The sequence below is a fragment of the Streptomyces sp. NPDC028305 genome, from assembly GCF_055569495.1.
Genome location: NZ_JBVHTN010000003.1, coordinates 408,260 through 423,698, shown reverse-complemented (window position 1 = coordinate 423,698; position 15,439 = coordinate 408,260). Strand labels below are relative to the sequence as shown.

General features: G+C 66.5%; 12 protein-coding genes. 5 read left to right on the top strand and 7 right to left on the bottom strand.

Going from position 1 to position 15,439, the window contains the following annotated elements; genetic code table 11:
• Window positions 1-193: 193 nt before the first annotated feature.
• Genes ACZ4WQ_RS13240 through ACZ4WQ_RS13230 form a run of 3 tightly spaced genes read right to left on the bottom strand, consistent with a single transcriptional unit; the run spans window position 194 to window position 2,705 of the window.
• Window positions 194-862, bottom strand: coding sequence for a 3-oxoacid CoA-transferase subunit B (locus ACZ4WQ_RS13240; RefSeq protein WP_385349327.1), 669 nt, complete (start codon window positions 860-862; stop codon window positions 194-196).
• Window positions 859-1,527 (bottom strand): 3-oxoacid CoA-transferase subunit A, encoded by a 669-nt coding sequence (locus ACZ4WQ_RS13235; protein WP_398372241.1) that lies wholly within the window; start codon window positions 1,525-1,527, stop codon window positions 859-861. The genes ACZ4WQ_RS13240 and ACZ4WQ_RS13235 overlap by 4 nt, the downstream gene beginning before the upstream one ends.
• Window positions 1,524-2,705 carry a thiolase family protein gene (locus ACZ4WQ_RS13230; protein WP_468022197.1) on the bottom strand — a complete coding sequence of 394 codons (1,182 nt, stop codon included), beginning with the start codon at window positions 2,703-2,705 and terminating at the stop codon, window positions 1,524-1,526. Before ACZ4WQ_RS13230 ends, ACZ4WQ_RS13235 begins: the two co-directional genes overlap by 4 nt.
• Before the next feature lie 70 nt (window positions 2,706-2,775).
• Here ACZ4WQ_RS13230 and ACZ4WQ_RS13225 point away from each other — a divergent pair, with 70 nt between their 5' ends.
• The gene (locus ACZ4WQ_RS13225; protein ID WP_385349318.1) at window positions 2,776-3,654 is read left to right on the top strand and encodes a LysR family transcriptional regulator; all 879 of its coding nucleotides are present in this window, start codon (window positions 2,776-2,778) and stop codon (window positions 3,652-3,654) included.
• A gap of 327 nt (window positions 3,655-3,981) precedes the next feature.
• Here the strand turns inward: ACZ4WQ_RS13225 and ACZ4WQ_RS13220 are convergent, their stop codons facing one another.
• The 3 genes from ACZ4WQ_RS13220 to ACZ4WQ_RS13210 form a co-directional block, all read right to left on the bottom strand.
• Complete coding sequence (locus tag ACZ4WQ_RS13220) at window positions 3,982-4,752, bottom strand: SDR family NAD(P)-dependent oxidoreductase (protein WP_398372246.1); 771 nt, start codon at window positions 4,750-4,752, stop codon at window positions 3,982-3,984.
• 26 nt (window positions 4,753-4,778) lie between these two features.
• Window positions 4,779-6,404: a flavin-containing monooxygenase gene (locus ACZ4WQ_RS13215; protein ID WP_398372248.1), complete on the bottom strand. Its 1,626-nt coding sequence runs from the start codon at window positions 6,402-6,404 to the stop codon at window positions 4,779-4,781.
• 116 nt (window positions 6,405-6,520) lie between these two features.
• Window positions 6,521-7,366, bottom strand: a complete 846-nt coding sequence (locus ACZ4WQ_RS13210) for an alpha/beta hydrolase (RefSeq protein ID WP_398372250.1) — start codon at window positions 7,364-7,366, stop codon at window positions 6,521-6,523.
• A 409-nt stretch (window positions 7,367-7,775) separates the two neighbouring features.
• On the opposite strand from ACZ4WQ_RS13210, the gene ACZ4WQ_RS13205 reads away from it, so the two are divergent.
• From ACZ4WQ_RS13205 to ACZ4WQ_RS13190, 4 genes are all read left to right on the top strand, one after another.
• Window positions 7,776-8,933, top strand: a complete 1,158-nt coding sequence (locus tag ACZ4WQ_RS13205) for a substrate-binding domain-containing protein (protein ID WP_385349306.1) — start codon at window positions 7,776-7,778, stop codon at window positions 8,931-8,933.
• A gap of 180 nt (window positions 8,934-9,113) precedes the next feature.
• On the top strand, window positions 9,114-9,836 hold the full coding sequence (locus tag ACZ4WQ_RS13200; protein WP_398372253.1) for an SDR family NAD(P)-dependent oxidoreductase: 723 nt from the start codon (window positions 9,114-9,116) through the stop codon (window positions 9,834-9,836).
• A 75-nt stretch (window positions 9,837-9,911) separates the two neighbouring features.
• Entirely contained in the window at window positions 9,912-12,509 is a 2,598-nt protein-coding gene (locus ACZ4WQ_RS13195; RefSeq protein WP_398372255.1) for an ATP-binding cassette domain-containing protein, read from the top strand.
• Window positions 12,506-13,567 (top strand): ABC transporter permease, encoded by a 1,062-nt coding sequence (locus ACZ4WQ_RS13190; RefSeq protein WP_385349295.1) that lies wholly within the window; start codon window positions 12,506-12,508, stop codon window positions 13,565-13,567. The genes ACZ4WQ_RS13195 and ACZ4WQ_RS13190 overlap by 4 nt, the downstream gene beginning before the upstream one ends.
• Before the next feature lie 108 nt (window positions 13,568-13,675).
• On the opposite strand, the gene ACZ4WQ_RS13185 is transcribed toward ACZ4WQ_RS13190, so the two are convergent.
• Window positions 13,676-15,391 (bottom strand): sigma-54-dependent Fis family transcriptional regulator, encoded by a 1,716-nt coding sequence (locus ACZ4WQ_RS13185; RefSeq protein WP_385339955.1) that lies wholly within the window; start codon window positions 15,389-15,391, stop codon window positions 13,676-13,678.
• Window positions 15,392-15,439 lie beyond the last annotated feature (48 nt).

Genomic DNA, 15,439 nt, shown 5'->3' with positions numbered 1-15,439 from the left:
CTGCGGTGGGCCCCTGTCCTGAGTCCCGCGCGGTCCGAACAGGGTGCTACGCCTACCGGGCCGAAGCGCTCATACACGCGGAGCACGACGGGCAGCACAAGGGCCGGGTCTTGGCCGACGAGCACATGGCCCGGCCCCGGTTTCCGATGCTGCGGCAACCGGGGCCGAGGTGGTGACGCGGGCCCAGGAGAACTCAGCGTGCGTCGACGAGGGGGACGTCCAGCAGCGATTCGAGGTCGGCGAACGTCGTCCCGTGGACGGACAGGACCTCGACCCCGTCTCGGGAGACGGCGAAGGTCGCGAGGTCTGTGTAGATCCGATCCACGCACGCGAGCCCTGTAAGGGGGTAGGTACAGCTCGACACGATCTTGGGCGCACCATCCTTCGTGAGCAGCGTCATCATGACGAACACGTTCCTGGCTCCGCTCGCCAGATCCATGGCACCGCCCACCGCGGGGATGGCTCCGGGAACGCCGGTGTGCCAGTTGGCCAGGTCGCCTTTCACCGACACCTGGAACGCACCGAGAACGCAGAGGTCGATGTGGCCGCCGCGCATCATGGCGAAGGAGTCCGCGTGGTGGAAGTAGGACGCTCCCGCAGGCTCGACGACGGGGATCTTGCCGGCGTTGATGAGATCGGGGTCGACCTCATCACCGACCGCGGCCCGGCCCATGTTCAGCATGCCGTTCTCGGTGTGGAGGACGACACCGGCGTCGGCGCGGATGTGGTCGGCGACGAGGGTCGGTTGTCCGATGCCGAGGTTGACGTATGAGCCGACGGGGATGTCGCTCGCGATGGCCGCGGCGATCTGGTCCTTGGAGAGCGGGTGATCCGTACTCCGCGCATGCGTGATGGTGTTCACTGATGGTCTCCGACGGCGACCACCCGGTCGACGAAGATCGACGGGGTGATGATCGTTTCGGGGTCGAGCTCGCCGGTTTCGACGATGCGATGGACCTGGGCGATGGTCGTTGCTGCGGCAGTCGCCATGACGGGGCCGAAATTCCGCGCGGTCTTTCTGTAGACGAGGTTGCCCATCCGGTCTGCGATGTGGGCTCCGATCAGGGCGACGTCGCCATGGAGCGGGTACTCGAGGACGTGGGTCCGGCCACCGAGCTCACGGGTCTCCTTTCCCTCAGCCAGCACAGTGCCGGCGCCGGTGGGGCAGTAGAACGCGCCGATGCCGGCACCTGCGGCGCGCAATCTCTCGGCGAGGGTTCCCTGGGGAACAACCTCGAGTTCCACGTGACCACGGCGGTACAGGTCGTCGAAGACCCATGAGTCGCTCTGCCGAGGGAATGAGCAGATAACCTTGCGGACCCTGCCCTTCGCGAGCAGTGCGGCCAGCCCCGTGTCTGCGTTGCCGGCGTTGTTCGACACAACGGTCAGATCGCTTGGACCCGCGTCGATGAGCGCGTCGATGAGCTGAGTGGGCATCCCCGCCATGCCGAAGCCGCTCACGAGAACGGTCGCACCGTCGCCGATGCCGGTGAGTGCTTCCCGGGCGCTTGCGTAGATGGCGGTCATGTGACGTTCTCCAAGACCACGGCCAGACCCTGGCCTACACCGATACAGATTGCGGCGACGCCCCACCGCTGGTTCGCTGCCCGCAGCCGTTTGGCAAGGGTGGCGAGGATACGGCCGCCCGAGGCCCCGAGCGGGTGTCCGAGAGCGATCGCGCCACCCCGTGTGTTCACCAGTTCCGGGTCGATGTCCCATGCGTCGATACAAGCAATCGCCTGCACTGCGAAGGCCTCGTTGAGTTCGACGGCACCGATGTCGCTCCAGCCGATACCCGCTCGCCGGAGGGCCTTGTTGGCGGCTTCCACGGGCCCTATCCCGAAGTCCTGGGGGTTGAGCGCGTGGACGCCCCGGGCTGCGATCCTGGCGATAGGCGTTGTGCCGACGATGTCCGCGGCCTTTTCGCTGCCGAGAACGAGAGCAGAGGCACCGTCGGTGAGCGGAGAAGCGTTTCCGGCAGTGATCGTTCCGTTGGGACGGAACGAGGGGCGAAGCCCCGCGAGGCTCTCAAGGGTGGAGTTCGGCCGGATGCACTCATCCCGCTCAAGCGTGGTTCCTGGTATCGGTGTCACCAGGTCGTCGTAGAAGCCGTCCTCCCACGCCTTGTGCGCGAGCCGGTGCGACCGTGCGGCGAGAGCATCCTGGCGTTCCCGGCCTATCGCGAGCCTGTCACCCAGCGCCTCGTTCGCTTCGCCGAGCGACACCGTCCATTCGGCCGGCATCCGGTCGTTGACGAGCCGCCACCCGAGCGTTGTGGAGAACGCGGCCACGTTGCCGGCCGGGAACGCTCGCTCGGGTTTTGGCAGCACCCAGGGTGCTCGCGTCATCGACTCCACACCGCCGGCGATGATGACGTCTGCGTCGCCGGTCTCGATGGTTCGCGAGGCGGTGATCGCCGCGTCGAGCGACGAGCCGCACAAACGGTTCACGGTTACTGCGGGCACTGAGGCCGGGAGCCCGGCAAGAAGCGCGGCCATGCGACCGACGTTGCGGTTGTCCTCTCCTGCCTGGTTCGTGCATCCCCAAGCCACGTCGCCGATGGCGGCCGGGTCGAGGCCGGGAACCTTCGCGAGGACAGAGGTGAGCGCGGACGCGGCCATGTCGTCGGGCCGCACCTCGGCGAGGGCGCCTCCGAAGCGGCCGAACGGAGTTCGGTTAGCGGCAAAGATGAAACTGGAAGTCACACACCCAACGCTAGGCACGACAATCAATTACGTCCAAGATTGAATCCGACTTGATTTATCATGTTGAAGCATGGAACTGCGGGATCTTCGATCATTCGTTGCCGTCGCGGAAGCTGGTGGGTTCGGACGAGCCGCAGATCAGCTTCATATCGCGCAGCCAGCCGTGTCACAGCAGGTCAAGCGGCTTGAGCGCGAGCTCGGAGCGCCTTTGTTCCACCGCACGACCCGCAGCGTGGAACTCACTCCCGCCGGTCGGCGCCTGCTGGAGCGGGCCAAGTTCATCCTTGCGGAGATCGGCCGAGCGGCAGACGAGGTGCGGCAAGTCCACGCCGGGGGCATCGGGAAGGTGTCCGTTGGATTCGTCGGGACGGCGACCTATGACCTGCTGCCGACCCTGTCCCGCCGTGTGCGCACCCAGCTGCCCGGCATCGAACTCGACCTTCGAGGCGAACGACTGAGTCCGGCGCTCTCGGCCAGTCTCCTCGAATCGGAGCTTGATCTCGCCGTCATGCGTGATCCAGGTCCGGAGAGCGGGCTCGAAGTGTCGAGGCTACGCACGGAGCGGCTGGTGGCAGTCCTGCCCACCGACCATCGACTCGCGACCGCAGGGAGCATCGAGATCGCCGACCTACGCGACGACGTCTTCGTCCTGCACCCCTCCGGCCGGCGCTCGGTCGTCCATTCGGCGGTCATCGCGGCCTGCCGGTCGGCAGGCTTCGCTCCGGTGGACATCATCGAGGTTGCCGAGACCGCGACCCTCGTCAACTTCGTGGCAGCAGGCGTCGGTGTTGCAGTCGTTCCGCATCCGGTGAAGGCCCTCACTCTTGAGGGTGTTCGCTATGCAGAGCTGGTCAACCCACCGCAGCTCGACCTGGTGCTGGCCTGGCGTGCGGGTGGCCAGCGCCCCGATTCGGCAGCGGTGGCGCGCATCATTGCCGCGATTATTTGAGCAGGCCGGGGCGGATTCAACTGGTCGTCGCAACACCTCGATGATGGAGGAGAGTGTTGTGGCCCAAGGAAGAGCGCGTGCGGCGATTCAGGCCGGTCGTTCGCCGCTGCGGTCGCCGGGGCGTCCCCCGGCCGACCGGCGGGCGGCAAGCGGTTCACGAGTCACCCCAGCCGATGCCCTGCGGCACGCTACGGGCAGCCAACCCGCCCGCGCACCACTGCCGCCATACAAGTCAGCGGTTCACACCGAGACTCCCAGAGCGGGATGAGGCGACAGCGTCGGCCCTTCTCCAAGCGCTTCGGAGAAGGGCCGACGCCAATGGGCTGATCAGCGCGCCGTGTAGCCGCCGTCGATCGGCAGGTTCACGCCCGTCACCCAGTCCGCTTCGTCCGAAGCCAGGTAAAGGACCCCGTAGGCGACATCGATCGGATGACCCAGGCGACGCAGAGACTGGTTCCCCGTCATGTACTCCTCGTAGGCCGACAGACCACCGGGGAACTCAGCCGCGATGCCCTCGACCAGCGGGGTCAGGACCGTACTCGGGTGCACCGAGTTCACGCGAATGTTGTACTTGCCGTAGCTGGCCGCGTCCTGCTTGGTCTGCATCGAAACCGCGCCCTTGGCAACGTGGTACGCCGTGAACTCGTCGTTCCCGATCATCCCGTAGATGGATGAGTAGTTGACGATGCTGCCCTTGCCGCGCTTGATCATGTGCGGGATGGCATGCTTGGTGCAGAAGAAGACGCCCTTCACATCGACAGCGAACAGAGCGTCCCACTCGGCCTCGGTGAGCTCGTGGGTCGGCTTGTCGACGCCGATGATGCCGGCGCAGTTGACGAGGATGTCGAGACCACCGAACTCCTCTGCTGCTGCGTCGATCACCGACTTCGCCTCGGCCTCCCGGGCAACATTCAGGCTCCAGAACTCCGCGGTCCCGCCTGCCGCGCGGATCGCCGCCACGAGCTCCTGGCCCTTGACCTCGTCCAGGTCTGTGACTGCGACCTTGGCGCCCTCAACCGCGAACAGCTCTGCGGTCGCTCGGCCCATGCCCATTGCGGCCCCGGTGATCAGGGCGACCTTGTTCTTCAGACGTCCCATGCCGATTCCCCTTCCCCGTTTGGTTCTCAGGCCCTGACCGACTGGTTGGCCAGAAAGGAGCGGTAGCCGTCCGCCTCAGCTGCACGGCAGAACTGCTGATAGACCTGTCCGCCGCCCATGTAGACCTGGAACTCCTCCGGCTTGCCGGGCAGGTTGTCGCCCAGGAACCACGCCTTGGCCTTCTTGCCCTCGGAGTACATGACGGTGGCCTTGCCGGCCCGCTCGGTCTCCTCCATCCACCAGGTCTCCGACTCGGGGGTGGCCTCGAGGAACGGAACGTCGTTCTCACGCGCCCACGCGATGGCCCTCTGGAGCCACTGGGCACCGAGCTGGATCGGGACCGGCAGGTTCGAGTACGGCGTCTGCGGGCCGAGGGACATGAAGAAGTTCGGGAACCCGTTGGCGTTGATGCCGAGGTTCGACTTCAGGCCGTCGGCGAGCCACTTCTCACGCAGCGTGCGGCCACCGCGACCCACGATGTCGATGTTGGTCAGGGTCCCGGTCATGGCGTCGAAGCCAGTGGCGAAAATCAGCACGTCGAGCTCGTACTCGGTGTCGCCGACCACCACGCCGCGCTCGGAGATCCGGCTGATCGGCTGCGAGGCGACGTCGATGAGGTGCACGTTCGGCTCGTTGAACGCCGCGTAGTAGTTGTGGCCGGTCGGGACACGCTTGCCGTTGAACGAGTAGGTGGTCGGCGAGAGAAGGTCGGCGACGGCCTGGTCTTCGACGATCTCGTGGATCTTCTTGCGGATGAACTCCGAGGCGAGCTCGCTGGCCTCATGGCTGGTGGCCAGATCGGTGAAACACTCGTTGGCGAAGTGGAATCCGCCCTCGTTCCACTTGCTTTCGAAGATCCGGTCGCGCTCCTCCGCGGAAACCTCGAGGGCGCTGTGCTCGGCCGACTCCATGGCGACGCCGAAGGGATGGTTCGCCGCCTTCTCGTAGATCTCGTCGTAGTGGTCACGCAGGTGGACCATGTCCTGCTCGGTCACCGGGTCGTTCGTGGTCTCGACGATAAAGTTCGGCGTGCGCTGGAAGACGTAGAAGTCGCCGACGACCTTGGCGATCTCAGGCACCATCTGGATGCCGGAGGCACCCAGCCCGATGAGGCCGACACGCTTGCCGGTCAGGTCTGCGCCGCCACGGGGCCACATCGAGGAGTGGTACTTCTCGCCCTGGAACGTGTCAATGCCGTCGATGGCAGGGAAGATCGCCTGCGAGAGGACGCCCATGCCAGAGACGAGATAGGTCGTGGTCAAGGTGGAGCCGTCGCCGAGGTGGACGGTCCACGTGTTCGCATCCTCGTCGTAGACGGCCTTGTTCACGCGGGTGGACAGGCGGATGTCCTTGCGCAGGTCGAGCCGGTCGGCGACGAAGTTGAGGTACTTCAGGACCTCCGCGCCAGCCGGGTACCGCTCGGTCCAGGTCCACTCGTCGCGGACCTCCTTGGAGAAGGAGAAGGAGTAGTAGCTGTACTCGCTGTCGGTGCGGACGCCGGGGTAGCGGTTGACCCACCAGGTGCCGCCGATGCCGTCCTCGCCGTCGACCACGAGGGTCGAAAGACCGATCTCGCGCAGGTGGTGGAGTATCGCCAGGCCGGAGAAGCCGGCGCCGATGACGATGGCGTCGTAGTCGCGCTTGCTGGTCATGTGTGTGTCGGTCCTTTCACCGAGTGATGACAGATGGGCACTCAGGGGGGAGCGCGCAGCAGGAAAGGCGGATAAGACCCGGTCAGAGGTCTGGCCAGGGTGCCGGTAGGTGCTGGTCAGGACCGGTACCAGGCGGCCATGGAGGCGATCTCCTCGTCGGCGCGCGCGAGGCGCCCGGCCTGGAACGGGAAGACGTGCTGCATGCCCTTGCCAATGGAAAACGTCACGTCGACGCCGGCGTTCTCGGCCAGGTCGACCAGACGCTCAGAGTCCTCGAAGAGAGATTCGGTGTCGGCTGCGCAGACGTAGAGCCGCGGGAACCCCTCATAGGTGGCGTACAGCGGGTTGACGTACGGGTCCGTCGGGTCCGTGCCCCCGGAGAGGTACCGGCCGATGTTCCCGGCGAGGCCTTCGCGAGTGATCAGGAAGTCGGTGTCGTTGTTGGTCTCGATCGTGGCACCGCTGTTCTCCATGTTCAGCCACGGCGACATCGTCAGGACACGTCCGGGCAACGGGCGGCCGTCGCGACGCAGCCTGAGTGTCATCGCGACCGCGAGGTTCCCACCGGCGCTGTCGCCGACGAAGCACACGTCGTCGGCCTTGATGCCCTGGTCCAGGACGGCCTGGTAGACAGCGAGGCCGTCCTCGATCTGCGCCGGGAACGGGCACTCCGGCGCGAGCCGAAAGTCGAGAACAAACGCATGGGTTCCGCAGGCCTTGGCCAGGTGCCCAGCGAGCTTGCGGTGGCTGGCAGAGGATCCGAGCGCGAACCCTCCGCCGTGCATGACCACCATCACCTGAGAGGGATCCGCGTCAACCGGGGTCACGAGGACGCCCGGTACGCCACCGATGGTGGTCGTGGCGTAGGTGACCCCTTCGGGCTCAGTGGTCGCTCGCTGCCAGTCCTCGAAGACCCAGCGCATCAGCTGGAGCGACATCTCCGGGTTGGCCTCGAACTCCATGCTCCACTCGGCGTAGATCTCCCCAAGAGGGTCTGAAGGACGGGGAAGGGGCATGGGGGCTCCTCAACGTCATCGTTGGTGGTACTGGCTGTTCCTCGGGCCGACAAACGACCGACCCAGCCATTCGAGGATCCCCACGCCCAAGCGTCGAAGGTGAACGCTGTCACAAAATGAGGCACCACCGTCTCACAGTGACTCGCGTCACACGGTCCTGCTCGCGACAGCCTTCAATCGAGGCCCTCACCGAGCCCGTTTCCCTCACCCAAGCGATCACGTCACTCCGATCACGCCGGCGATCCCGGCCCTCGGAGTCAGGCCAGGCACTCCGCTCTCACCGCTCGGCGCTTCCGCGCACCTGGTGCTCGCGGGCCACCGAGGTCCTTCACAGCTCTCAACGAGGAGACATTCCATGCACATCAAGAAGCGGGCCGTCGCAGCGACCAGCGTCGCAGCCGCCACGGTCATGGCGCTCAGCGCCTGCGGCGGTCTGTCGACCGGTACCGGTGGCTCCGACGCCTCCGGCGGCTCCAGCAGCCCGTGGCCGACCGTGAAGGTGGGCGGTGTCGGCGTGCAATCCGACATTCCAGACATCACCAAGTTCTGTGGCACCAAGCCGATCAAGGTCGGCTACGCCGACGGCAACAACAACAACACCTGGCGCAAGGCTACGATCGCGCTCTTCAAGGCCCAGGCGGCCAAGTGTCCGAACATCACCCAGGTCATGGTGACCGACGCCCAGAACAACACCCAGAAGGCGATCTCGGACATCAACTCGATGGTCGCCCAGGGCGTCAACGTGATCGTCACCTTCGGCGACGCCGGACAGGCCCTCCTGCCGACCATCCAGAAGGCGACCGCGGCCGGCGTGGCGGTCGTGCCGATCGTCTCGGACATCGGCGGTACACCAGGCAAGGACTACGTCGACTTCGTCTCCGAGAACGTCGACACGTACGGCAAGACCCTCGCTGACTGGACCATCAAGGCGATGCACAAGAAGGGCAACCTGGTGATGCTGGGCGGCGTCGCCGGCAGCGCCTACTCTCAGGCCGTCTACGACGGCGTCAAGAAGGCGGTCGCGGAGCATCCCGGCGTCCGCCTGCTCAACTCCGACGGCTACGTCGCCACCGATTGGGACGTCAGCAAGACGCAGCAGGTCGTGGCCGGTCTCATCACGAAGTACGGCAAGATCGATGGCATCGTCTCCGACTTCGGCGGCGGCTCGGTCGGCGGTATCCGCGCATTCATCGCCGCGAACAAGCCTCTGCCGGCCTGGTCGGCCAATGACTCCAACGAGTTCGCCTCCCTCTGGTACCAGTACCACAAGCGGTACCCGAGCTATCAGATCGCGACCGAGTCTTCCCGCAACTGGGTCGTCGAGGCTGCTCTGAACAAGGGCCTCGCGGCCTACAACGGCATCACCGACACCGAGCCCTCGACGTACAACCTTCAGATCATTGAGGACTCGACCAACCCGAAAATGATGCCGAAGTATGACAAGTCGCTGCCGGCTGACGCGATCCTCTCCTCCGGACTGACCACCGAGCAGATCAAGGCTCTCTACAAGTAGCCCTTGAGCAGCCCAGTCGGCTTTCAGGCCATCTCGGCCAGACCACCGTCATGTTCACCGACAGAACCGGCCGCAGTTCTGGCATTCCCCGCAGGTGCCCGGGCCTCCGCGACTCCCTGGAAGGCCCGGGCAACTCACCGCGACAACGCAGCGGCGTACGGATATCCGAGGAGCATCATCATGAACCGACTCAAGGGCAAGGTCGGCATCGTCACCGGTGCCTCGCGAGGCATCGGCCACGCGATCGTCGACGCCATGGCAGCTGAGGGCGCGGCCGTCATCGCGACCAGCCGCGCTGCCGTCGACGACTCATTCGGCGCCGGCGTCATGTACGCGACCCTTGACGTGGCCAGCGAAGCCGACTGGCAGCGTGTGATCACCGAGGTCATCGACCGCCACGGGCGCGTTGACTTCCTCGTCAACAACGCCGGCATCATCGCCTATGAAACCGTCCACGACCTCACCAGTGAGGAGTGGAACCGGGTCATCGCGGTCAACCAGACCGGCACCTGGCTCGGGATGCGCGAGGTGATCCCACAGATGATCGCTCAGGGCGGCGGCAGCATCATCAACGTCTCCTCGATCTGGGGCAGCGCCGCTGTCGCCGGTGCGCACGCCTACCACGCGACCAAGGGCGCGGTGCGCAACATGTCGAAGAGCGCCGCCGTCAGCTACGCCAAGGAACGCGTCCGCGTGAACTCAGTTCATCCCGGTTTCATCTGGACCCCACTGACCGAGGCACAGGCCCCGGAGGTGAACGAGTACGTCATCTCCCAGACCCCGATGGGTCGCGCTGGACGACCCGAGGAGATCGCCGCCGGAGTCGTCTTCCTCGCCTCCGACGAGGCCAGCTTCGTGACCGGTTCCGAGCTCGTCATCGACGGCGGCTACCTCGCCCAGTAATGGGTCCATCAACGGGCCGAGGCGCCGGCCCGACTCCTCAGGTCTGCGCCCCTCAACATCTTCCAGGAGTCCGACGTGACCAACTTCGGCAGCAACGGACCTGAGACTCAGGTCAGGCCACCGCAGCAGGGTGCGAGCCCCGTCCCCACCCAGGCCAACCACGCGGCAAGTCAGACAGCAAGCCAGGCGGCCGACCATGTCGCATCGGTGCTCTCCATGCAGGGCATCGGGAAGTCCTTCCCGGGCGTGCGCGCGCTGGACGAGGTGAGCTTCGATGTCCGCCCGGGCGAAGTTCACGCCCTGGTCGGCGAGAACGGCGCCGGCAAGTCCACCCTGATGGCCGTGGCCTCGGGTGCATTGGCGGCAGACGACGGCACAGTCCTCATCGGCAGCGACCAACTCACGCATGCGCAACCCGAGCAGGCTCGCAGCCTCGGCCTCGGCATCGTGCGTCAGCATCCGGCGCTTCTTCCGGACCTGACCGTGGCGGAGAACATGGCACTCGGCGTCGGGTACAAGCGCGTCGGCGGGCTTCGCCGCGCGGTCGCCTGGGCCTGCGAGACCCTCGCGCCGTGGGAGATGAACATCGACCCGCGCGCCCGCGTCGCCGATCTGTCGATGGAGAAGCGGTTCATCATCGAGATCGCCAAGGCCCTCGCGCTGAACCCGAAGGTTCTGATCCTCGACGAGCCCACCGAGCATCTCAACGCCGAAGAAGTACAACGTCTCTTCACGAAGGTCCGCGAGACCGTCGCAACTGGCGCCGGTGTCGTCTACATCTCCCACCGCATTCCTGAAGTCAAACAGATCGCCGACCGGATCACCGTCCTTCGCGACGGCCAGACCCGCGGAACCTTCGACGCCGACGCCGTTACCGAGGAGCAGATCGTCGAGCGCGTCGTGGGCCGCAAACTCGAGACGGTCTTCCCCACCAAGGAACCCGTACCTGCGGACGCGGCCGAGCGACTCGTCGTGACCGGACTCTCCGGTCCCGGCTTTGACAACATCTCCCTGACCGTCCGCTCCGGCGAGATCGTCGGCTTGGCCGGGGTTCAGGGCAATGGCCAAGCCGAGCTCGTCCGTGCCCTGGCCGGCCTGGCCTCGACTTCAGGCAAGATCGTCGTCGACGGGCAGCAGGTCCGCGGCGGAAACGCAGCGGCCGCGAACGCCGGTGTCGTCTACGTGCCTGCTGACCGGCACGGCGAGGGTGTCTTCCTACCACTCGGCGTGAGCGAGAACATCGTGGCGCGCACCTTGCACAAGGTCTCACGCCTCGGCCTTGTCAGCGACGCGCTGACCCGGGCCACCGCGAAGGACCAGATCCGCAACCTCGCGATCAAGACCCCGACCCCCGAGACGCCGATCAGCTCTCTCTCGGGAGGCAACCAGCAGAAGGCCGCCATGGCCCGCACGCTGTTGGCTGCACCGAAGGTCCTCGTGGTCGAGGAGCCCACTCAGGGTGTCGACGCCGGTGCACGCGTCGACCTGTACAAGATCCTGCGCACCGCGGCCGATGACGGTGCCGCCGTCATCGTGCTCTCCTCCGACAACGTCGAGCTCGAGGGCCTGTGCCACCGCGTGCTGATCATGTCTCGCGGAAGCGTCGTCGAGGAACTCACCGATGCGGAGATCACCGAAGCGGCCATCGCTCACGCCGCACTGACCTCGACGACCGTGCGCGGCCACGAGAAGACCCGCCCGGAGAAGCGTCGCCGACTGCGGGCCTGGCTGGCCGGCGACCAGGCCCCTGCGGCGGTGATCGCCGCGATTGTGGTGCTCCTCGGCCTCGGGACCGGGCTGCACAACAGCGACTACCTCGGTCAGCTCAACCTCAACAACCTCCTGCTCATGCTTGCGCCCCTGTTGCTGGTCGGTGCTGCGCAGCAGGTCGTCGTCATGGGAGCCGGGTTCGACCTCTCGGTCGGACCCCTCATGGGCTTCCTGGTCGTGATCGCGTCGTACTGGATCGTGGACGGCGGAAACCTGGTCCTCGGTCTGGTCCTCATGGCCCTCGGCGCGGTCGCGGTAGGCGTGATCAACGGCGTCATGGTGACCTGGTTTCGCGTCAACCCGGTCGTCGCGACCCTCGCGGTCTACATGGCCCTCCAGGGCATCTACCTGTCCCTGCGAGACACGCCGGGCGGCACGATCTTCCCGTCGGTGGCAGCCGACATCCAGGCCCACTTCGGTGCGGTTCCGCTGGTGACCATCGTCGCGGTGCTCCTCGTTCTGCTCCTTGAGCTGGCGCTGCGTCGCACCAGGTGGGGCGTCGAGCTTCGGGCTCTCGGGTCTGAGCCGGACGCCGCGGAGCGTCTCGGGGTGAAGATCCGACTGATCCAGTTCACCTCGTACGTGATCTGCTCGGCACTGGTCCTGCCCGCCAGCATCATCCTGATGGCCCAGATCGGTATCGGTGACGGTCGTCCTGGTCTCGCGTACACCCTCAACTCAGTGACCGTGGTCGTGCTCGCGGGAGCCAGCATCTTCGGTGGCCGTGGTTCGTTCATCGGGATCATCGCCGCTGCTGTCCTCGCTCAGCAGCTGGTCAATGTCTCCCCGTTCCTCAACCTCTCCCCTGCCTGGGGCTACTGGCTCCCGGGCCTCATCACGATCGGCGCCGCGGCGCTGTACGCCCAGCTGCGCCGTACCCGCCGGACGGGAGCACACGCATGAGCACCCGACCCACCAACGCCTCCCGCCGCAACCCGCGCCATCAGGGGAACGCGATGAACAACTTCGACGCGGGCACCACCTGGCGCCGCCTCCTTTCGGGCAGCTGGGTCGGGATCGTGATCGCCACGATCATCCTCTTCGCCCTCAGCCCCGCCATCGCGCACGGCAGCGTCGGCTCAGCCCCGTTGCTCAGCATGCTGCCCTTCGCCGCTGTGCTCGCCATAGCAGCCGCCGGGCAGACCCTCGTCGTGCAGCAACGTGGCCTCGACCTGTCGGTGCCAGGCATGATCGCGCTCGCTGCGGCCATCTGCACCTGCATGGTCCAGTCCCACGGTTGGCCGGCGTGGCTCGCCGTCATCGTCGCCGTGGTCGCCCCCGGTCTCGTCGGCCTGGTCAATGGAGTCCTGGTCGCTGTCGCCCGCGTCATGCCGCTGGTCGTGACGCTCGGCATGAACGCGGTCCTGCTCGGCACGGCCCTGGAGATCTCCGGCGGCTCGCCGGCCACAGCACCCAACGGCCTGAGCCGGTTCGCCGTCGACCGGACCCTCGGAATCCCCAACACCTTCATCATCGCGGTCGTCATGCTCGCCGTCGGTGGCATCATCGCCAAGCGCTCCGCGGTCGGGCGCCGATTGACCTACATCGGTGTCAGCGTTCCCACGGCCTCGGCTCTGGGCATCCGAGTCACCCTTTACCAGGTCGTCGCCTACGGTTTCGCGGGCCTCGCCTACGGCGCCGCCGGCGTTCTCCTGGCCGGCTACACCCGGACTCCCGGGCTCTTCATCGGGGACACCTACGTGCTTCCGACCGTCGCGGCCGTGGTCCTGGGCGGCACCGCGATGACCGGCGGTATCGCGAGCATCGTGGCCAGCGGCGTCGGGGCGCTGTTCCTGACACAGCTCGGACAGCTGCTTCGCTCGTTGGGCTGGAACGACGCTCAGCAGCTCATCGCGCAGGCAGCAGTCCTCGCCGCGGTGGTCCTGCTTCGCCAGGCCACCCCCGCTCTTCGCGGGCTGGCACAGCGTCGCCGGCAACGGGCGTTGCCTACGGTCAGCTGACGGCCGAACCACAGGTATGCACAGAGTGTCCGGGAGCTCTGCTCCCGGACCACTCTGTCGCGCCGCACCTCCGAGGTGGCTGCGCGGCGGCCGTTCTGCAGTCACCCGTCACGAGTCGGTGATCTTGTAGGCCTTCATCTTGCGGTAGATCGTCGCTCGGGACAGGCCGAGCATCTCCGCGGCGCGGGAACGGTTTCCGTCGGCTTCCCGCAGCGCCCGAGAGATCACCTCAAGCTCGGCACGCTCGATCATGGTCCGCGAACTGGCACCCTGGATCCGCTCCGGCAGGTCACTGGGGAGGACGTATCCGCGTTTGCCGGCAAGCGCCAGCCCCTCCACGACGTTGTGGAGCTCCTTGAGGTTGCGGGGCCACTCGTATCCGGTGAGCAGGTCAAGGGTCTCCGCACGTGGCTCCAGGCCGACGCCCGGCATGGCCCGGTCCGTGAAGTAGCGCCACAAAGCAGACAAGTCGGCGGTGCGCTCCCTCAGCGGGGGAACCCATACGTGTGACGCCCCGAGACCCACCGCCGTCTCCTCGGCCTCAGCGGCCGAGCGAAGCGTGGCGGTGAGCATCACAGGGCCCTTCGGAACGCTCATCTCCAACAGCCCGGACAGTGCGAGCCTCGCTGCGGGGTCGAGGGCGTCGATCCCCTTGACGATCACGGGCGCTCCGCCTTGCAACCGCTCCGCGATGCCGCGAAGCCATCGCTTCCCGCCGATCAGGGTCCGCTCCACCGTGTCGATCACGATGTGAGCGCCTGGTCCGGGCTCGCCGGAACGGAACGGGAACCCCAGGGCAAGTGACGTCTTCCCGACGCCGGCCTCGCCGGCGATCACCACCGGCCGCGTCGCCCCCCGTCTTCGTGCGACCGCGTGCAGAGCCGCCATCCAGTCCGGCGAGCGTCCGATCAGCTGCGCCCGAGCCGGCCCCAGCGCAGTGGTGGTCGAGGTCCTGCCCCGCTGGAAGGACACGATGGCTCCGGCGCCGCCCTCAACTGGTGCCAGCCGGACCTCGGTGGGGGCGCCGGAGAGTTCGATGATGAACCGGCCACCGGATTGCCGCTGGGCCAGATCTCCAAGCGCCGCGACATCTGCGCTGGACAGGCGGGCAGCGCCCTGGCTCTGCATGATCAGTCCCTGCGGACCGAACCCGACCACCGCACCGGCCTTTGCCTTCGAGGCGTCCAGGAATGCTTGGAAGACCGCCCGGGCCTTGGGGGAGGCCACATCAAGGAGATGCTGCTGCAACTGGTCGGCGACCGTCTTGACCATGGGCCGCAGCAGCGAACGGCCCTCGATGAGCCCGCTGGACAACGTCACCACAGCAACGATCTTCTGGGTCAGCGGGTGCCGGATCGGCGTTCCGGTACAGACGGCCTCGCTGTACATGTCCGCGTAGTGCTCCGCGCCCGTGATCTGGATGCTCTGCCCGGTCGCCAAGACCGTGCCGACGCCGTTGGTGCCCACGAGCGACTCATCCAGGACGGCTCCGCGGCCGGTTCCGACCATGTCGAAGTGACGCCACGCGTCACGGTCTGCGGCCCAGCGTCCGAGAATACGACCTTGGGCGTCCGCCAGCAGAAGGCCGACGCCCGTTCCTGACAAGTCAGCGGAGAAACGTGACATCGGCGCCTGAAACAGATCCAGGAGATGCTGATCGAGCTCATCTTCCGCCACATGCGGGACCTCCCGGACGTTGGCCGGCACACCGAGCGCCTCCCGGGAACGCTCCCAGGACCTCAGCAGCGCAGGCTCGACATCTATGCGGTCGGTGCTCCCTGTCAACCACTCGTCTTTGAGCGCGTGGACTGGCCCAATCGACATGCTCTTCCCTTCCTCATGCAGAGCCGGAGCATAATGCGATATGGCGCG